At 38.7% G+C, this 19,353-nt stretch carries 16 protein-coding genes; 6 read left to right on the top strand and 10 right to left on the bottom strand.

Annotated features, from left to right (window positions below; translation table 11 throughout):
• Positions 1–45: 45 nt before the first annotated feature.
• Entirely contained in the window at positions 46–444 is a 399-nt protein-coding gene (locus tag B2V92_RS10675) for a hypothetical protein (protein WP_293307676.1), read from the bottom strand.
• A gap of 146 nt (positions 445–590) precedes the next feature.
• On the opposite strand from B2V92_RS10675, the gene B2V92_RS10670 reads away from it, so the two are divergent.
• Positions 591–2,606: a sensor histidine kinase gene (locus tag B2V92_RS10670; protein ID WP_293307674.1), complete on the top strand. Its 2,016-nt coding sequence runs from the start codon at positions 591–593 to the stop codon at positions 2,604–2,606.
• Entirely contained in the window at positions 2,599–3,231 is a 633-nt protein-coding gene (locus B2V92_RS10665; RefSeq protein WP_293307672.1) for a response regulator transcription factor, read from the top strand. The genes B2V92_RS10670 and B2V92_RS10665 overlap by 8 nt, the downstream gene beginning before the upstream one ends.
• Before the next feature lie 118 nt (positions 3,232–3,349).
• Here the strand turns inward: B2V92_RS10665 and B2V92_RS10660 are convergent, their stop codons facing one another.
• From B2V92_RS10660 to B2V92_RS10635, 6 genes are all read right to left on the bottom strand, one after another.
• On the bottom strand, positions 3,350–3,706 hold the full coding sequence (locus B2V92_RS10660; protein WP_293307670.1) for a bleomycin resistance protein: 357 nt from the start codon (positions 3,704–3,706) through the stop codon (positions 3,350–3,352).
• Between the two features lie 63 nt (positions 3,707–3,769).
• A complete protein-coding gene (locus tag B2V92_RS10655) occupies positions 3,770–4,318 on the bottom strand; it encodes a Crp/Fnr family transcriptional regulator (protein ID WP_293307668.1) in 549 nt (182 codons plus the stop codon).
• Between the two features lie 126 nt (positions 4,319–4,444).
• The gene (locus tag B2V92_RS10650) at positions 4,445–6,883 is read right to left on the bottom strand and encodes an outer membrane beta-barrel protein (protein ID WP_293307666.1); all 2,439 of its coding nucleotides are present in this window, start codon (positions 6,881–6,883) and stop codon (positions 4,445–4,447) included.
• Positions 6,884–6,926: 43 nt separating this feature from the next.
• Positions 6,927–7,313 carry a hypothetical protein gene (locus B2V92_RS10645; RefSeq protein WP_293307664.1) on the bottom strand — a complete coding sequence of 129 codons (387 nt, stop codon included), beginning with the start codon at positions 7,311–7,313 and terminating at the stop codon, positions 6,927–6,929.
• A gap of 63 nt (positions 7,314–7,376) precedes the next feature.
• Positions 7,377–7,919 carry an outer membrane beta-barrel protein gene (locus B2V92_RS10640; RefSeq protein ID WP_293307662.1) on the bottom strand — a complete coding sequence of 181 codons (543 nt, stop codon included), beginning with the start codon at positions 7,917–7,919 and terminating at the stop codon, positions 7,377–7,379.
• A 162-nt stretch (positions 7,920–8,081) separates the two neighbouring features.
• Complete coding sequence (locus B2V92_RS10635; protein ID WP_293307660.1) at positions 8,082–8,537, bottom strand: hypothetical protein; 456 nt, start codon at positions 8,535–8,537, stop codon at positions 8,082–8,084.
• Between the two features lie 253 nt (positions 8,538–8,790).
• Between B2V92_RS10635 and B2V92_RS10630 the strand changes: the two genes are divergently transcribed.
• Complete coding sequence (locus B2V92_RS10630) at positions 8,791–10,734, top strand: tetratricopeptide repeat-containing sensor histidine kinase (protein ID WP_293307658.1); 1,944 nt, start codon at positions 8,791–8,793, stop codon at positions 10,732–10,734.
• A complete protein-coding gene (locus B2V92_RS10625) occupies positions 10,721–11,356 on the top strand; it encodes a response regulator transcription factor (protein WP_293307657.1) in 636 nt (211 codons plus the stop codon). Before B2V92_RS10630 ends, B2V92_RS10625 begins: the two co-directional genes overlap by 14 nt.
• A 3-nt stretch (positions 11,357–11,359) precedes the next feature.
• On the opposite strand, the gene B2V92_RS10620 is transcribed toward B2V92_RS10625, so the two are convergent.
• From B2V92_RS10620 to B2V92_RS10610, 3 genes are all read right to left on the bottom strand, one after another.
• Positions 11,360–12,025 (bottom strand): HAD family hydrolase, encoded by a 666-nt coding sequence (locus B2V92_RS10620; RefSeq protein WP_293307655.1) that lies wholly within the window; start codon positions 12,023–12,025, stop codon positions 11,360–11,362.
• A 16-nt stretch (positions 12,026–12,041) separates the two neighbouring features.
• Positions 12,042–13,202: an esterase-like activity of phytase family protein gene (locus B2V92_RS10615; protein WP_293307653.1), complete on the bottom strand. Its 1,161-nt coding sequence runs from the start codon at positions 13,200–13,202 to the stop codon at positions 12,042–12,044.
• A gap of 333 nt (positions 13,203–13,535) precedes the next feature.
• Positions 13,536–14,339, bottom strand: coding sequence for a DUF6515 family protein (locus B2V92_RS10610; protein WP_293307651.1), 804 nt, complete (start codon positions 14,337–14,339; stop codon positions 13,536–13,538).
• A gap of 1,020 nt (positions 14,340–15,359) precedes the next feature.
• Here B2V92_RS10610 and B2V92_RS10605 point away from each other — a divergent pair.
• Both B2V92_RS10605 and B2V92_RS10600 read left to right on the top strand, forming a co-directional pair.
• Positions 15,360–17,231 (top strand): CocE/NonD family hydrolase, encoded by a 1,872-nt coding sequence (locus B2V92_RS10605; RefSeq protein WP_293307649.1) that lies wholly within the window; start codon positions 15,360–15,362, stop codon positions 17,229–17,231.
• Positions 17,232–17,468: 237 nt separating this feature from the next.
• Entirely contained in the window at positions 17,469–19,334 is a 1,866-nt protein-coding gene (locus tag B2V92_RS10600) for a CocE/NonD family hydrolase (protein WP_293307647.1), read from the top strand.
• Positions 19,335–19,353 lie beyond the last annotated feature (19 nt).

Below are 19,353 nucleotides of genomic sequence, written 5' to 3'. Positions count from 1 at the left end.
AGTTAACCAATTAACCAGTTTAAACAGTTAACCCAATTAACTAATCTACAACCCAAACGATGCCGATGCACTTAAAACTGAGCCGCTCGAAGTACCTTCGCCTTTCAGTTCGCCATCTACATAAATCTGGGCTTTTAATGTTGAGCTAGCATTCGCACCTGTTGCACCACCGGCAATATTTAATGAAATGGTTCCTGCAGGCACCGTAATTTCAGGGCTGCTCCAGGTGGTTCCGCTCAGGCTTGTTGCCGTGGTAACCTGGCCATCGTAACCATAAACCACGGTGCTGATGTTGCTGCCAGCAGAGGCTACGAGTTTAAACACAACCTTGTGCGAACTTTTTGAAGGTGTTTCTGCATCGTCTTTTTTACACGACATTAAGCCGGTAACCAGGATCATTGCAAAGAAAGAAAGTACAAATGTTTTAATTTTGATGTTTTTCATAATTAGACTTTAAAAAATAGAACTGCAAATAAACAAAGGTGTGTTTTGTTGTACAATAACCACAAAACACCATTTTTTTCTACCTGAATTCAGGTATATTCTAGTTTTATTTCGGGTTGATAGATAAAGCGTGCATTTTTAGTTCAATGAAATACTATACCCTTATACTTTTATTACTGATTTTCTGCCATTTAACCGGAAAAGCCCAACTCCAAGCTGCCGATCAACAATATACCGATAGCCTTAACCGGATTATTAATGGAAGTACGGCCGATAGTTTAAAAGCTGTAGCCGGATTTAAACTAACCGATTTCTGGGCAGAACATGATAGCACTAAAGCCGTATTTTATCTGAAGAATGCCAGAAAGCAGAGCAGAAAATATCCACTTCTTTTTGCCAGATCGTACTGGTTCGAATCTTTGATCTATATTGAAAAAGATTATGTAAAGGCAGAAAAATTACTCATCCGCGCCGATTCGTTATTGACAAAATTCAGCACAAAATATGTTTACCGCTTAAGATCGATGGTTTGGCATAACTATGCTTTGATACAACAGCATAAAGACGATCTTAAAACTACGCTCGATATCCTGATTAACCGTGTTTTACCCCTTTCAAAAAAAGCCGGCGACAAGGAATTTACGGGAACGGAATATGTTTCTATCGGTACAATATTCACAAACATAGGCCAGTATGATAAAGCAGCTCCCTACCTGCAAAACGGCCTTAATGCATTAAAAGATGCCAGTCCGGATAAATATTATCTCTTGGTTAATGTGTATATTTCCATCTCGCAAAATTATTATCATCAAAAGAACTATAGCCAGACAAAAAAGTACCTCGACCTCGCAAAAACAATACTGGATAAATCAGACCATGTTCGCACAGGTTATCCAATGGCTATATTCTGGCTCGATTATTATAAAAGTACCACGCGTTATTTCATCAACACCAACCAAAAAGGGCTTGCCTTGGTGGATGCTAATAAAGCCATAAAACTGGCAGAAGAATTAAACGACAACTATACACTGCAGGAAATCGTTTTTGAAAAATACAGGATTCTTTTTGAGCAGAAAAAATTTGATCAGGCAAAAAAAACGCTGCTACAGATCGTTAACCAGCCAGAGATAAATACCCTTGCTACCAACAAACTCAAATTAACCGAATCACTGTCGGAAGTAAATTATGCACTCGGAAATATTAAAGAGGCCTACCAGTTGCTCAAAAAAAGTAAAACATTAAGCGACAGTTTAAACGAAGGCAAAACCAAAGAAGAAATTAATGCTTTAGAGATTAAATACAAGGATGCCGAAAACCAGAAAAAGATTGCCCACTTAAATGCAGAAAGAAAACAGCATGCAGTAATGATCGAAAAAAACAAAATCACTACCCTATTGCTGGTTGCAGCATCTTTTTTTCTACTGGTGATTATTGCGCTCCTCTATTTCTATTTTAACGGCTATAAAAAACTGGCAGAACAGCGCGCCATCAACTACCGGCAAAAAGTAGCCGATCTGCAACAAAAACAGCAATTGGAAATTAGCCGTGCCATGCTTAATGCCGAAGAAAAAGAAAGAAACAGGGTGGCGCAGGATCTGCACGATGGACTTGGGGGTATGTTATCGGGCTTAAAAATCAATTTATCAAACTGGGCCAAACATAGTGAAATGCAGTTACATGATGTAGAATTACAGCGCATTGTTAACCAGCTCGATAGTTCAGTTACCGAGTTAAGGCATATTGCCAGAAACATGATGCCACAAACCTTGTTAAAATTCGGTTTGGAAGTTGCCCTTAAAGACCTGGCAGAATCGGCAATGGGCAATAATATGCACATCGATTTCCAGGCCCTGAATATTTCCAAAAACATCGCACTTGAAGAACAGATTATCATTTACCGCATTGTACAGGAAATTCTTACCAATATATTAAAACATGCCAGGGCCGATGAGGTGGTTTTACAGTGCAGCGAAAATGAAAAACATTTTTATATCACCATCGAAGATAATGGAACCGGTTTTGATACCTCAACCTATAAAAAAGGAATGGGAATTGAAAATATTAAAAACAGGGTAGCTTATCTTAAAGGAAGTTTAGAAATCGATTCTAAACCTGGCAATGGCACCAATATCAACATCGAAATCCCCATCAGCTATGAATAACATGATCAGATTGGCCGTTGTAGACGATCATCCCATCGTAATACAGGGCATTGTATCGCTCATCAATAATTTCGATAACATGGAAGTGGTGGGTAGTTTTCAATCGGGAAATGAGTTGATTGCTTTTTTAGGCAACAATAAGCTCGACATTGTATTGCTCGATATTATGCTGCCCGATATTAATGGTATCGAACTCTGCGCCCAGGTTAAAAAATTATCGTCATCTACTGCAGTAATTGCCATTAGTAACCATACCGAAAGGAGCATCATTATGCAGATGCTGCAAAATGGTGCCTGCGGTTATATCCTAAAAAATGCATCGGTAGAAGAATTAAAAAACTGTATCGAAACTGCACTTAACGGCGAGCTGGCATTTAGTAAAGAAGTGATGGAAATTATTGCGAAACCATCCGTTAATGACTTAAAGGGGCGTGCAAAGTTTACAAAACGGGAAAAGGAAATTCTGCGGTTAATCGCCCAGGGTAAAACAACCGCCAACATAGCCGATGAGCTTTTTTTAAGTCCGCTTACCATAGAAACACACCGCCGCAACATGATGCAGAAACTCGATGTTAAAAACTCAATCGAACTCATTAATCTGGCCACAGAGCAGTTGTTGATTTAAATTACAAATAGATTAATGCTCAATAACTAAATCACAATGTTCAATGAAACAATTACCAGTTGGCAATTTGCTTTACTAATGACAAATGAACCAGTGAACTAATGAACAGTGAACCAACTTAAACTCCCTGCCCGAAGGTTAACAAATTACTATCCGGATCGAGCATGGCGAATTCCTTTTGCCCCCAGGGTTTCGTTTGCAGATGTCCGTTGGGATGTATTCCATCTTTAACCTGCGACATCTCTTTATAAAGTGTTTCTATATCATTTGTACGGATATATACCTGTCCGTAATTTTCCTTCGGGTTTAGCGCTTCAAATCCAAAAAAATGAATCTGGATATTATCTTTTTGCAAAATCAGGTAATCTTTATAGTCGGTTTCGCCAACATCTTTAAAACCTAATTTATTTACATAAAAATCTTTCGTGATTTTTTTATCACGCATTGGCAGCTTGGGGTTAATTTCTGTAAGCATATTTTTTTTAAAACAAAGGTGTGCAATTTCCCGGGAAAGTGCACCTGATCGAAATCAGGAAATTTAATGGTTTGCCCTTACCTTGCTCAGTGTTTCGGGAGCAATTTTAAGATAGGAAGCAATCATTTTTACCGGAAAAACCTGAACAACCAGCGGTTTAACATTTTTGATGTAATTGTACTTTTGGATAGGATTAAACGAACTGTCGAAAAGATGCGTTCTGGCACCGGTTTGGTTGAAAATTTTTGCCAGGAACAAAAAGGACTGCGATCTGGCAATCAGGTAATGCAGGTTGTTTAAACTTAATTCGATTACTTCTGATTTTTCGAATGCCCTGATCGTGGTTTCCGATGCACGTTGTTCAATCAGACTGGGGTGGTTAAACATCCATTCGTTGGTTACATGTAAATCGATAATGGTTTCTGTAATTCCATTGGTTTGGTATTGAAAAAAAGATCCTGATAAAACAAAATAAACGGATTGGCAAATTGCTCCCTGTTCCAATATTACTTCGTTTTTGCTGAACGTTCTTTGAACAATATGTTCTTCAAAAAGAAAAACCTCATCAGCCGAAAACTGGCCGAAACCACTTAAAATTTCTTTTATCAACATGCTAAAAAAATCAATAACCATACAGAACCGTTGATTACAAGGTAACCATTTTTAATTAGAGATAAAAAAGGCTGGCATTTTTGCCAGCCCCCAATCACTAACGAACATTAAAGCGCAATTTTTAAATTAATTGTTGATCAGATCATCATTATTCACCCCTTTTTTCTTCGAGAGATCTTCTTTTAACTTACCGAAATTGTAAGTAGCTCCAACAAAAACAACCCTGAATGGAATGGTGGTAGTAGCATTTGTCGTGAAATTAACATCTTCGGTATACGATCTATTGGTAAGCGACCTGCTGAAAAAATTATTGAAGTTAACCGTTGTACTCAACTTATTACTGAAGAATTTATAGCCTAAGTTTACCTGGTAATATGGATTGGCTTTTAAGGTATTGATTAAACTATATGGTAATTTGGAAATACCTCCGCTACCGCTTAATGAAAAAGATTTAACCGGTTTATAAAAGAAGAATCCCCCTACCTGACCACTAAAGCCCTCCTCATGCTGCGTTGCAACAGCCAAATTTTCAATTTTATTATAGCGCACAGTAGTGTACACACCACAATTCAATTTTTTTAAGGAAAGTGCTGATGTGAACATGGCGCTAATTTCCTTATTCCTTCCGGTATTGCCATATTGGGTAGTGCTTATTCCATTATTTTCGTTAAAAGTGGTGTATTGTACAATCATATTGCCCGAATAAGAAGCATTAAAGGCCAATGCTATAAAATTGTTCCCACTGGCCAAGCGGTTTTGGAAAGAAAGGCTATGGATGGTCTGTGCATTCAGATCAGGATTACCAAAAGAAATATTCAGCGGGTCGTTATTGTTGATAAATGGGTTGAGTGCATTGATATATGGCCTTTGCAAACGTTTATTGTATCCAAAAATTATCGTGTAATTTTTGCTCAGTTTGGTATTCATCGAAAAATCGGGGATCAATATGGTGTAATCCTGCTTTACAGTCGTTTTCGAACTAAAAAAATCTCCATCAACTGTTGTATGTTCCAAACGCAAACCTGTACGGAAATTAAGTTTATCCAGTGCAAACGATAAAGAGCCATAGCCGCTGTACACCTGCTGTTTGTAGGCAAAACTATCCGAATTTGAATAATCTGGTTCAAAAGGCAAACTTTCATCTGTTCTGCTCAAACTTAAATAGTTGGCATCAGCATCCCTAAAAATAAATTTTGCACCTGTTTCCAATTTAAGTACCTTGGTAAAAGGTTGTATAAAATCTGTTTGCAATGTATACTCCCTATTTTTCGAATAGCTATCGTTCTGCCTGAAAAGATCGGTACTGGTCATATCGAGCAGACTTGTATTCAATCCATCATTTCTGCTAAACTGACCATTAAATCTAAAACTCAGTTCTTTATCCGGATTTCCCTTAAACTTCCTGATAAAATCGCTTCCGAGCCCATATGAAGGAAAATTATTCTTCACATTTTGTGTAAAAAAATCAACTTGTTCCACTTTATCTACAAAACTGGTGGTAATATTTTGTGTAAACCTACTTTTGGTGTTACCTCCATCCACATTGGCATAAAGCACAACGGTTTGCAGCGTATCGATGTTGTAGCTCATTTCGAAAATCCCGCTGTTGGAAAAACGGTTGGTAATACGCTCACCTTCCAGAAACCTTCTTTGGTATGCAGCAGTTTGCAAGGGCAGTGTTTCGCTGGTTACCTGTGCTTTATTGTTGTGGTTTCCACTAAGAAAATAGGTAGCAGTAATGGCAAACTTGCCTTTCCTGAAACTCAGATTAGTGTTGGCAGAATAATTTATATTAGAGTAATGTAAACCCATATAACCATTATAACCGAATATTGCTTTTTTGGTAATAATGTTGATCAGACCTCCAATACCTTCCGCATCATATTTTGCAGAGGGTGAGGTAATCACCTCAATTTTTGATACTACCGCACCCGGAAACCCGTTAAGTGCATCCTTTACACTTTGGGCAAACATCGCAGTTTCACGTCCGTTTAACAATACCTTAAAATTACCCTGCCCGTTTAACCGTACATTACCTTCGCCATCTACGCTCAACATGGGTACTTTTCTGAAAATTTCGGTCAGGCTTTCACCTTTGGCGGCCGGATCCTGCTCCACATTATAAACCAGTTTATCCCTGTCCTGCTCTATCAAAGGTTTTTGGCCCGTAATGGTTACCTGCTGCAACTGGTTGGCTGATGGTTTTATCAAAAAAGTACCCAGTTCGGTCAACATGCCCGGGTAAACCCTGATATTTCTTGTTAACCTGTTATACCCCATGAGGTTTATGAATAGAATATAATCTCCGGTATCGCTGTTAAGGATAAATTGCCCTTTATTATCTGAGAATGTATTTGTAACCAATGATTTTGGATCATTTTTTTTTAACAGGCTCACCGTTGCATAGGTAATTACATCCTGGCTTATACTGTCTTTAACAAAGCCCTGTAACTTTATCTTTTCCTGTGCATGCGATACTAAAGCAGAGATGAGCAATATGAAACTTACAAATATTAATCTATTCATCATTCTGGCAATAAAAACAGGTATAAGAATATTGCTCATCTGCTTATTTTATCAAGGATCACTTTATTGAAACCGTAAAGTGCTACTTCTCTAATTCAGTTTTTACTTCTTCTGCAACTTTTTTCAGATTTAAAAAACCGGTACCTACTTTAACAAAAGTGACCGTAACTTTTATCTTTCCATTGGCCTGTATTGCGGTAGCATCGGCAACAAAATAATCGGCTTTTGCCATGGTGGTTCTAATCGCATTAAGTGAGTTTTTTTGAACACCGTTGGCAGAAATAAATTTCTTTTGGAGCAAAACCATTTTAACAGCTGTTAATGCTTCTTCTACCGTTTTCTGTTTGGCCACCACTTCGATCACAAGAGGATCTTTGGCCCTGTAAGCAAATACTGATGAATTTTGAGGCATTAAACCTCCTAAAATAATCAATAGGGATAATGCAATTAATTTAAGCTGATTTTTCATTTTTCGTAGATTAACTGTAAAAGATTCAACAATTGGCATTAATGGTAAAGGCAATTACTTAGCTTAAAATTTAAACGCCACCCCGACATTTAAAAATGAAAGACTCTGATAACCCAGCTCAGAGTAAATAGCCGTACTGGATCCTAAATAGTATTTACCACCGGCATAAAGCCCGAAACCAAAGCCACTTGCTGTACCGGTAACAGTGCTCTGGTTATCGCTTATACTTACGGTAACATAACCCAAACTGGCGCCACCATACAGATCGAATTTTGGATTAATATTAAGCAACTGGTTAAAGTGGTACGAACCCCTCGCACCAAAGTAAATGGCACTTTCCTTAAAGGTATAGTTATAACCATCGTATTTGGAACTTGCATACGATACCTGTCCACCAACACTAATGGCGTTTGACACGCCTACTTCGTAACTCACCGATGGATTAACCGGTAAAGAGGAGCTATAACCAGTTCCAAAATACGGACTACCGATACCAACCCCCACGTTAAACAGGTTATCGCCTTTGTTAAATGAAAATTTAGATTGAGCGTTAACTCCTAATATAGAAAGGGTAAATAATGTAATAAATAATAGTTGTTTTTTCATGTTTGATTGATTAAGTAACTGTTTAAAATAGATTTTCTGACCAGACATCAGGTAAAGCTGTACAAAATTTGAGACACTTTACTTTGTGCCCCAAATCCACTATTAGTTAATCCTATTTTTTTTATAATTTTGAGGTTATAATACGGTATTACAAATACCCACCTAATAATCGTAAGATTGATAGAACGTTTGTGTAGTAAAGGTTTTAGATACTGTTGTTGCAGGTGTACCATCAACTACAGGTACTACTTTTACAGTAAAAGTATGCCCTGTTGTACCACTAAAGCCACCGAGGTCAAATCCACATACAATCAACGGCACAGCTGACTCTACAACTGTACCACCCGATTTTGTAATTTGTGCCCTAGTAAGTGTTACTACCTGCTGGTTATCTTGTGTTACACCGTCTATTTTAAGTAAGGTTTTAGCATTGGCTGACGATCCTCCAGTAAACGTAACATCTATATCATCTGTAGCTAGGACGCCCGTGCTGGTAACAGTAAACTTATATGTTTTTCCTCTTAGATCGGGTTCATCAATGTTATCTTTCTTTTTACAACCATTAAAAACTATTGTACTAAATGCTAACAAGCATATCATTAAACTTAATTTTTTCATAGGTATTTGTTTTTTCAATAGGCCTACTCTTATCAACAGTTTTCGGCATCCCTGATTATCTATTATCAAAGTTACCTCCAATAAATAGTCTGCCTATAGCTACAAATAACTGTTTTTCTATATAGCTATAAATAGCTATACGATCTGTTTTTTTTACCTTAAATTAGATTATCCCATAATTGATTGCGGTTAATGCATTTGTGCATTTCTCCCTAACCACAACGCACTTAACTAATGTTATAATTTTAAATAGATGAGAAAATTATTTTTGGTTTGTTTGTTTCTAGCGGGTAGCTATATGTATACTTTCGCACAACTTTCGGTAACAGATAAGCGATATCCTGATAGTTTGGTTAAACTAACCAAAAGTACATCATCCGACAGCATAAAAGCCCGGGCTTTTTTTAAACTATCATATCATTGGGCCGAAATCGACTCTGTAAAATCAAAGCACTATCTTATTGAGAGTTTAAAGTATGGTTCTAAGTATCCGTATTTAAAGGCGGTATATTATTATTATCTGGCTGCATACAATACCCCGATTAATACTCAAAAAAGCGAGTTTTATTACATGGAGGCAGATAAACAGCTTTCAAAATTCAATACCAAAGAAGCATTTTTTATTAGGGCAAAAGCTTGGGGTAATTATGCCACTTTGCAACAACTGAAAGATGACGAACTTTTAATGGTAGATATTTTATTGAATAAATGTATCCCTTTGATCAAAAAAGCCGGAAATGATGAATATTTGGGAAAGTACTATCACGATCTGGCTTTAGTATTTGGAAACCAAAAGCAATATGGGAAGGCTGAAGAATATTTTAAATTAGCCATTTCGATTTTTAAACGAGCAAAACTAATAGATGTAAATCGGTTACTGAAAACATACGCTATTGCAAGCAAAAATTATTTAAATAATAATAAAATTGAATCTGCAAAAATAACATTACACTCGGCCAAGCTTATTTTAAAGGAATCCAATGACCCTAGAGCTTATGTTGAATATTATCTGGCCTATGCGATGTACAACAGAAAAATTAAAGCATTTGTTGAGGCATTGCAGAATATAAAAAATGGGCTTAGCTATGCAATACAAATAACTAATCCCTACCCAACAGAAAAGCTTTATTTCGAAAAATACAAAATATTAACCGATCAAGGTGATTATAAAAATGCAATCGCCGTGATTGAAAACATTCTAAAAAAACCAGCTTCTAAATTTTCTGTAAATACGTTAATCTACTATTCCGACCTGGCTAATCTTTATGGTAAATTGGGCAATAGCAAAATGGCTTATAACTGGTTGGCAAAATATGTCGCTTTAAACGATAGCTTAACTAAACAGGATGTGCTGCGTAGAATAAATCAGATTGAAATCAAATTCAAAACAGCCGAAAACCAGAAAAAAATTGCTGCACTGAATATGGCCAACCAAAAAGCCAACTTATCGGCTAAAAACAGCCGCCTGCTAAACTGGTTATTAGGCGTAGTAAGTTTGTTAATATTATCTGTATCTATTTTTGCCGTATACTATTACCGTAATCAGAAAAAACTTGCTGCGCAGAGAGAAGAAATTAGGCTGAGGAATGCCATGCTTCAGGGCCAGGAAGTAGAAAGGTACAGGGTGGCCAGGGATCTGCATGATGGTTTGGGCAATGTGCTTGCGGTGGTTAAATTTAATCTATGGCAATTTGCCAAAGAAAAACCTGCTGCCGAGCTCGATGAAATCACACATCAACTCGATCATTCTATAAACGAACTGAGGCGCATTGCACATGGTATGATGCCCGAAATGCTCCTGAATATCGGTTTGGAAGCCGCAGTTAAAGATCTATGCGAATCTCTCACATCCGACAACCTGGAAATTGATTGTCAGCTCATCAATATTAAAAATACCATCCCACAACAAACCCAGGTATCCATTTACCGTATTATACAGGAACTGCTTACCAATGTGGTAAAGCATGCACAGGCCAAAAATGTACTATTGCAATGCACCCAGCACAAAAATATTTTTTTCATTACGCTCGAAGATGATGGCAGAGGGTTTAATAATGATCAGCAAAAGGGAAAAGCCGGAATCGGCTTAAACAATATTAAAAGCCGCGTGGCGTATTTAAATGGAAAAATAGAAATAGGTACCCGGATCAGTCAGCCCGGCACCTCAATTAATATAGAACTCAATGTTAAAGTCTAAACCAACACTCGTTATTGCCGATGATCACCCCATTATTATAGAGGGGTTAACCAAGTTATTGGGAAAAAACGATGGATTTGAAATTATAGCCAGTTTTACCAACGGACAGGATCTGCTTACCTACATTAAAAAAAATCCCGTTAATATTACCCTTATCGATATTATCCTGCCCGATATCAATGGCATGATACTATGCAGGGAAATTAAAAGGATAGCGCCTAACACCATTGTAATTGCTTTAAGCAACCACCAGGAAAGGAGTGCCATTACCAAAATGCTCGAAAACGGCGCAAATGGTTACATCCTTAAAAATGCACCTATAGATGAAATCGGCAATTGCATAAACGAGGCCCTCGGAGGTAAGATTACTTTTAGCAAAGGGGTTTCTGACGTAATATCGAAATCGCCAGCTAAAACAAAATGGGGTTTTGTAAAACTCACCTCAAGGGAAAGTGAAATCCTGAAACTGGTGGCGCAGGGTTTAACTGCCTCGAAAATTGCAGAGATACTCTTTTTGAGCAAATTTACGGTTGATAACCATAAAAAGAACCTGCTACAGAAACTTCATGCCAAGAACATTGCCGAACTGATCAGCAATGCCACAGGCCAGGGCTTACTTTAATCGTTAGATCAATTCTTTTTGAAGCATAAATTCTTTCGCGTTGGCAAAACTCAGGAACAGTTCATCGGCCACTTTAAGCTTTTGGTGCGCACGTACATTACTTTGGATGGCATAACAGGTTATACCCGCAGCCAAAGCTGATTTAACACCATTGATGGTATCTTCAAAAACAATGCATTCATCTTTAGCAAGGTTTAACTTTTCTACGCAAACATTATAACTTTCCGGATCGGGTTTGCTTTTGCTCACTTCGGTACGGGTAATGATCAAACTGAAATATTTTCCCAGTCCGTTTCTTTCAAATATGGCTTCTACATCTTTCCTCGGACTCGAGGTTACAATGGCCAGTGTTAAACCTTTTTCGTAAAAAAACTCGATAAAAGGCAAGGCAAATGGCATCAGATTTACGTCTTTAGTTTTCAACCTTTCTAAAGTAAGGTTTTCACGTCGGGCAATTACTTCTTCTAAAACTGCTTCAATTTCATATTTAGTCAATAGGTTCCTGGCATTTTGGGGCAAAGGTACCCCCGCATAATTAGCCAGCCAATCTTTATATTCCAATACTACATTGTGTTCATTCAGGATTTCGTTCCAGCACTCAAAATGAAAAAATTCAGAATCAATCAACGTACCGTCTAAATCGAAAAGCAAGGCTTTTATTTTACCCATTATAAATTGTAATTAATTAAGGAATAAGCTCGAAAAGAAAAAACTGCTGTACCTGCGTTTTCCCGAAGTTATTATCTACACAAAAAATTAAAGATTGATGTCCGTTTGCCAGTTTAGGACCAAATGTTACGCCTTCAAAATTATCGATATGCATATTTAACGCATCAAAATCGAAAAGCAGTTTCTTAGTTAAAGGTTTTGGCGGGTTTTTAACGAATGATGTATTGTTAATCTCGTTTTCGGCACCATTCAGATCAACCAGATAAAGTTTTAAAAAAGTATGGTCATCGTGCCCTTTTGCCCAGGCCCTTTCCATTACCAAAAGTGTATGTTTGTTAACTGCCAGTATTTCGGAAATACCATTTACATTCCAGTCGTTATCTACAGTAGGTTTAACGGGCAAAGCATCTAAATTGTAGGTGTATTGCGCAACATTCTTTTTGGTAGTTGCATCAAACTTTAAAATCCGCGTTAAAGCCTTACCATATCCAAAAGAAGATTGTGGTCCATCCTGGTACAAAGGTTCCTCCAAACTCGCATATAATGTTTTATAATTATCGGCATAAGTTAGCCCTTCAAAAAGTGCATTTTTACGCGGACCGTTTTCAGTTTTTGTAAAATGAAAACCTTTGGGCAACGGAATAGTATCTAAAAACTTTCCTGCTGTAGAAATAAAAGTTAAACTGGGCTGAACAATCGTAGTGTCGCCGTTTTTAAACAGCCGTTCTCCTTCGCTACTCCAGATCAACTGTTTGGTATTCGGGTTATAACGCACCGATTCGCCATCTGGTTTTACCGTTTTATCGGTACCATATTTAGGATATTGCTTTCCGTTTTCCTGTAAAAGATAGGTAACCCCGGTTATACGGATGGTATCGATCTTATCTGCTTTCAGGTCAATCTGTGCGGTATAAATCCTTGCCGGACTAAACTGCGATGGATCATCACTGATCAGATAATACTGATTTTGCGCCGCATCGTAATCAATCCCCGATAAACCGCCAACAACCGAATTCTCGAAAACAGGGTTTAGCGGCATAATATATTCGTGCAAAAACTTAACCGCCGAAATACTGGTTTCGTTCTGCCTAACCGCTACGTGTTTGGTTGCAGTACACGACGAAAGCACAACTGCAAAAAAAGCGTATACAAAAAAGAGCTGACCTATGCGTTTCAAATCGAAATGTTTAAGATGTAAAAATATGGATTTTTGGTGGGCCGCAATACGCCACCCTGAATTTATTTCAGGGTCCTCGAAATACCACTACTGTGGTGTCAGATGTTACCATTTGACACTATTTCTGTAAAGCCAAAAAATTGGTCACAGAGACACAGATTAGCACTAAAACCTAGCCCGAAGAGGGTATCCGCAAAATCGGTGTTAATCCGTGCATCTGTGGCTAATAAATAATCGGCAACAGGTGCAACGCTTTAAAACAAAAACAGTCGGATGATATCATCCGACTGCACGTTCAAATAGATACTGAAACAAGTTCAGTATGACGTATTGCTAAAACAACTTACCTATTACGCGGTAAGTAATATTTGTTCCATCTACTATTTCTTCATAGTAAACATCATCAGGTGAAACAAAATATTTTTCGTTTTTAATGGTTACTTCTCTGCATCCCTCTGGCAATTGATTAATAATATCGCCAATGTTATGTGTGTCGGCTGTACTATCACCGGTATTTAAAACGCCATCTTTTCCGGCAACTACATATACGGTTTTGCCATCTGCATTTTCTTTTTGGGTATAATAAACGCCTTTATATTCGTAATAATCTACACCGTTAATGGTTACCCTGTTGGCATCCGATGGTAAATTCGGAACTTCGGCTCCAACCGGTGGGGTTACCACTTCGTATTGATCGTTATTTTGTTGATAGAATAATCCGCCAGAATAGTAAAATTGGTTAGGGCCATACCAAAATGGATAATAACCATAAGGCAATACACCAATCCTGAAACCTAAAAATGGTCTGTAAAAATTGTAATAACTGTAGTATGGTCTGTAATATGGTCTGCCGAAACCCGGTCTGTAACCATAACCTGGCCTCACAAAACCTGGGCGGTAACCCGGTCTGCCATATCCGTAACTTGGTCTAACCGAACGTACCCCCGGAGAAAAACTGCCCCTGCCCGGCGATACCCGTGCAATAGAACCTCCACCCCTTGATGAGCCTATTGAACCAGACCTTCCGCCGCCGCCGCCCCTGCTACCTCTTTGTGCAGAAACACTTTCGATACTCAAGGTTGTTATCATCGCTGCTGCAGCAAAAACAACCAATCCTCTTTTTAATAACCTATTCATTTTTTTGTGTTTAATTCGATTATCAATATGACGCTTAAAATTCTTAAAAGATTATCCCTTAACAAGATTTAACTAAATTTTGATAAAGCAATGACGAAGAGCGGATTAAGCTGTATAAAAATATGCAATTTGAAAGGATAAAATAGCACGTTCCCCATCATTTAACATCTAGGCACAAAGCTGTTTTAAAGTTGGACTTAGGAATGCCGACTTCCAAACTATTCCATCATCCATTTTCCATCTTACATCATTCACCACCAAGGCACAAAGGCACAAAGTTTTTAAGGAGTATATCATTTTAAAGTTGGGCTATAGACTTGAGACTTAAACCTCCGACCCCGGTCTTCCGACTTCCAAACTATTCCATCATACATTTTCCATCTTACATCATTAACCACCAAGGCACTAAGGCACAAAGTTTTTAAGGAGTATATCATTTTAAAATTGGACTTAGGACTGTGGACTTGAGACTAAAACCTCCGACCACGTTCTTCCGACTTCCAAACTATTCCATCATCCATTTTCCATCTTACATCATTCACCACCAAGGCACAAAGCCACTAAGTTTTAAAGGAGTATATCATTTTAAAGTTGGACTTAGGACTGTGGACTTGAGACTAAAACCTCCGACCCCGGTATTCCGACTTCCAAACTATTACATCATCCATTTTCCATCTTACATCATTCACCACCAAGGCACGAAGGCACAAAGTTTTAAAGGAGTATATCATTTTAAAGTTGGACTTAGGACTGCAGACTTGAGACTAAAACCTCCGACCCCGGTCTCCCGACTTCCAAACTATTACATTTTCCATCTTACATCATTCACCACCAAGGCACAAAGCCGCTAAGTTTTAAAGGAGTATATCCTTATAAAGTTAGACTTAGGACTGCCGACTATGTACTTGAGACTTAAACTTCCATCATACATCCTTTACTAACAAACCTTTTACGGGATGTTTTTTCTAATCAGTGCTTAATCACCTATATTTAAAATTTTATTCCCAAAAACTAAAACAAATGAATCTTCAAAGAATTTTAGGTCTTCTATTTTGTCTGTTTATTTCTACTGAATTACTTGCACAGCAAACCGATTCGGCCTATGTGAGAGAGAACTATACCAAAATAGAACGCCAGATCCCCATGCGCGACGGGGTTAAATTATTCACATCCATCTACATACCTAAAAATCAATCCAAAAAATATCCTTTTTTAATTAACCGTACTCCCTACACTGTTGCCCCATATGGCGAAGATAAGTATAAACTAAGCCTGGGTAATTTTCCGGCGATGATGCGCGAAGGATTTATTTTTGTTTACCAGGACGTGCGCGGCCGTTGGATGAGTGAAGGAACTTTTGCCGACATCCGTCCGCAGGTAATAGGTAAAAAGGGCAAAACAGCTATTGATGAAAGCACTGATACCTACGATACCATTGATTGGCTGGTTAAAAATATAAAAGGTAACAACGGAAATGCTGGTATTTATGGTATTTCGTACCCTGGTTTTTACTCTACCACTTCATTGCCAAATGCACACCCGGCGCTAAAAGCAGTATCGCCACAGGCACCTGTTACCGATTGGTTTATGGGCGACGATTTCCACCACCGCGGCACGCTATTTTTAATGGATGCCTTTAGTTTTATGGGCAGTTTTGGCGTGCCGAGGCCGAAACCCATTACACCTGATAAAGGCCCAAAGGGTTTTCAGTTCCCTATACAGGATAATTACCGTTTTTACCTGGAGGCAGGTTCGGTTAAGAACCTTAAAGACCGTTATTTTGCCGATAGTATTAAATTCTGGAACGATTTATTTAAACACCCTGATTTAGATACTTTTTGGAAATCGCGTTTAATTACCCCACATTTAACCAATGTAAAACCTGCGGTTATGGTAGTTGGCGGTTTCTTTGATGCCGAAGATGCTTATGGTACTTTCGCAACCTACAAAGCCATAGAGAAACAAAATCCTGGTGCAAATAATATTCTTGTAGCCGGTCCCTGGTTTCATGGCGGTTGGGTACGTAGCAATGGCTCGTACCTCGGTGATATCAACTTTGGCAAAACCACCAGCATCGATTATCAGCAACAGTACGAACTGCCGTTCTTTAAACACTACCTAAAAGGCGAAGGCGATTTTAATGCCGCAGAGGCAAACATTTTCGTTACCGGAAGCAACGAGTGGAAAAAATTTAAAACCTGGCCGCCACAGGAGGTAGAAACCAAAAACCTGTATTTACAGCCCAACGGAAAACTGGCATTCGAAAAAGTAGGCAGAACAGATAGCTGGGATGAATATGTAAGTGATCCGAATAATCCGGTTCCTTACCAGGATGGCATCCAGGCCAAACGTACCCGCGAGTATATGATCGATGATCAACGTTTTGCTGCCCGCAGGCCAGATGTTAAAACTTATCAAACCGATACCTTAACTGAAGATATTACCCTAACCGGATCCGTTTTGGCCAATTTAGTGGTTTCTACCACAGGTACAGATGCTGATTATGTAGTTAAGCTGATCGATGTTTATCCCGAAGATGCACCGAACCCGGTACCTAATCCTAAAAACCTGATCATGGGCGGTTACGAAATGCTGGTGCGCGGAGAAATTATGCGGGGCAAATACCGCAACAGTTTCGAAAAACCCGAAGCTTTTGTGCCAGGTGCCATCACAAAAGTGAATTATCCGTTGCCAGATGTGGCGCATACCTTTAAAAAAGGGCATAAGATTATGATCCAGATCCAAAACTCATGGTTCCCGCTGGCCGATCGCAATCCACAGAAATTTATGGATATCTACCAGGCTGAGCCACAGGATTTCCAGAAAGCAACACACAAAATTTACCACGATACTTTTAACAGTTCGTTTATTACTGTTTCGGTATTAAAATAAATATAAAAGCTCGCGCTCGTTTGTAACGAGCGCGCAAATAACCAGTCGTTTTTAACGATTATACATTACCGCCCCGGTTCGTGTCCCCACGAACCGGAAAGGCAAAATTTAACTATTGAGTTGTCATCCTGAGCCTGTCGAAGGACAGACAACAACAACTTAGCTTATTATTCTAATCGCCCCGGTTCGTGTCCGCACGAAACGGAATTCAACAAAACAATTAGCTTATCATAAAAAATGAAATACCTTAAATTCTTCATCATCCTGCTTTCAGCATCTTCTGCCTTTGCGCAAAGCGATGCAGGATATCCAAAAACAAATTATACCAAAAAAGAAGTTTACATCCCCATGCGTGATGGTACCAAACTTTTTACCGCAATTTATACCCCGAAAGACGCAGCAAAGGATAAAAAATATCCGATGATTATGCAGCGCACCTGCTATGGTGTTGCCCCTTATGGCGAGGATAAATTCCCTGCACGTTTAGGCCCGTCAGAACTGATGATGAAAGAAGGTTATATCGTAGTAATGCAGGATGTACGCGGACGCTGGAAAAGCGAAGGTACCTGGACCAATATGACACCCGTGATCGACAATAAAAAAAGCAAAAAAGATGTTGATGAAGGTTCCGATACTTACGACACCATCGATTGGTTGGTTAAAAATGTGGCCAATAACAATGGCAAAGTTGGTCAGTGGGGAATTTCCTACCCCGGCTTTTACACTGCGGCAGGGATTTTAAGTAATCACCCGGCATTAAAAGCTTCATCACCACAGGCACCTATCTCCGATTTCTTTTTTGATGATTTTCACCACAACGGAGCATTTTTACAAAGTTACTTCCTTACTTTCCCTGTATTTGGGGTACAGAAAACCGATACCACTTCGAAACCTTGGTACAACCACCAAACAATTGTTCCGAAAACTAAAGATGGCTATCAGTTTGCTTTAGATCTTGGTCCGTTAACCAATGCTGATAAATACTATAAAGATAATTTCTACTGGCAGGAAACAGTTAACCATCCAAACTATGATGAATTTTGGCAAAAACGCGGCTTGTTAAAACATTATAATACCATTAAACCTGCTGTAATGCTGGTTGGGGGCTGGTACGATGCAGAAGATTTATCAGGACCTTTGAATATTTACAAAACCATAGAAAAGAAAAATCCCAATGCCTACAACACCATTGTTATGGGGCCGTTCGGGCATGGCAGATGGAGCCGCGAAACAGGCCATACCATGCACAGCAATGTGTATTTTGGCGATAGCATTGCCACTTTCTACCAAAAAGAAATCGAAGCTAAATTCTTTAACCACTTTTTAAAAGGTAATGGCGATAAAAATTCGGGCTTACCGGAAGCTTACATGTTCGATACCGGTAAAAAACAATGGGAAACCTTTAGCAAATGGCCATCGGAAAAAGCAGGCAAGCAAAAATTATATCTGGGTGCAGATGGTAAATTAAGTATGACAGCTCCAACCACTGCTGGCTCAACAAACTATATCAGTGATCCTTTAAAGCCTGTTCCATATACAGAAGATTTAACCACCACATTGGGTTTTACACCGCACAATTACATGAGCGAAGATCAGCGTTTTGCAGGCAGAAGGCCGGATGTTTTAGTGTTCCAAACCGATGTACTGGATAACGACATTACTTTGGGTGGCGAAATTATGTCGCACCTTAAAATTGCCACAACCGGTACCGATGCCGATTTTATTGTAAAACTGATTGATGTATATCCTGCCGATGAGCCGAACAACCCCTACATGCCGAACAAGAATATCATTTTAAGCAATTATTGGCAAATGGTACGTTCGGAAGTAATGCCGGCCCGTTTCCGCAACAGTTTCGAAAAACCCGAAGCATTGGTAGCCAACCAAAAAACCGATGTGAATTTTCAATTGCAGGATGTATTGCATACCTTTAAAAAAGGACATAGGATTATGATCCAGGTACAGAGCACCGCTTTTCCGTTATTTGCCCGTAACCCTCAAAAGTTTGTAGAAAACCCATATAAAGCAACAGAAGCAGATTATATTAAAGCCACACAAACCGTTTTTAATGATAGCTTTATCGAGGTTGATATAATTAAATAAGCTTGCGCTCGTTTCCAAA

The sequence above is a fragment of the Pedobacter sp. UBA5917 genome (assembly GCF_002432345.1).
Taxonomy (GTDB): Bacteria; Bacteroidota; Bacteroidia; order Sphingobacteriales; family Sphingobacteriaceae; genus Pedobacter.
This window is presented reverse-complemented; position numbering and strand designations above follow the sequence as displayed.

Coding starts and splice junctions, on each gene's coding strand:
- B2V92_RS10655 (WP_293307668.1), bottom strand. CDS start 4,318: ATGTTGATAAAAGAAATTTTAAGTGGTTTCGGCCAGTTTTCGGCTGAT.
- B2V92_RS10670 (WP_293307674.1), top strand. CDS start 591: ATGAAATACTATACCCTTATACTTTTATTACTGATTTTCTGCCATTTA.
- B2V92_RS10620 (WP_293307655.1), bottom strand. CDS start 12,025: ATGGGTAAAATAAAAGCCTTGCTTTTCGATTTAGACGGTACGTTGATT.
- B2V92_RS10640 (WP_293307662.1), bottom strand. CDS start 7,919: ATGAAAAAACAACTATTATTTATTACATTATTTACCCTTTCTATATTA.
- B2V92_RS10610 (WP_293307651.1), bottom strand. CDS start 14,339: ATGAATAGGTTATTAAAAAGAGGATTGGTTGTTTTTGCTGCAGCAGCG.
- B2V92_RS10675 (WP_293307676.1), bottom strand. CDS start 444: ATGAAAAACATCAAAATTAAAACATTTGTACTTTCTTTCTTTGCAATG.
- B2V92_RS10600 (WP_293307647.1), top strand. CDS start 17,469: ATGAAATACCTTAAATTCTTCATCATCCTGCTTTCAGCATCTTCTGCC.
- B2V92_RS10650 (WP_293307666.1), bottom strand. CDS start 6,883: ATGAGCAATATTCTTATACCTGTTTTTATTGCCAGAATGATGAATAGA.
- B2V92_RS10605 (WP_293307649.1), top strand. CDS start 15,360: ATGAATCTTCAAAGAATTTTAGGTCTTCTATTTTGTCTGTTTATTTCT.
- B2V92_RS10660 (WP_293307670.1), bottom strand. CDS start 3,706: ATGCTTACAGAAATTAACCCCAAGCTGCCAATGCGTGATAAAAAAATC.
- B2V92_RS10645 (WP_293307664.1), bottom strand. CDS start 7,313: ATGAAAAATCAGCTTAAATTAATTGCATTATCCCTATTGATTATTTTA.
- B2V92_RS10635 (WP_293307660.1), bottom strand. CDS start 8,537: ATGAAAAAATTAAGTTTAATGATATGCTTGTTAGCATTTAGTACAATA.
- B2V92_RS10665 (WP_293307672.1), top strand. CDS start 2,599: ATGAATAACATGATCAGATTGGCCGTTGTAGACGATCATCCCATCGTA.
- B2V92_RS10630 (WP_293307658.1), top strand. CDS start 8,791: ATGAGAAAATTATTTTTGGTTTGTTTGTTTCTAGCGGGTAGCTATATG.
- B2V92_RS10625 (WP_293307657.1), top strand. CDS start 10,721: ATGTTAAAGTCTAAACCAACACTCGTTATTGCCGATGATCACCCCATT.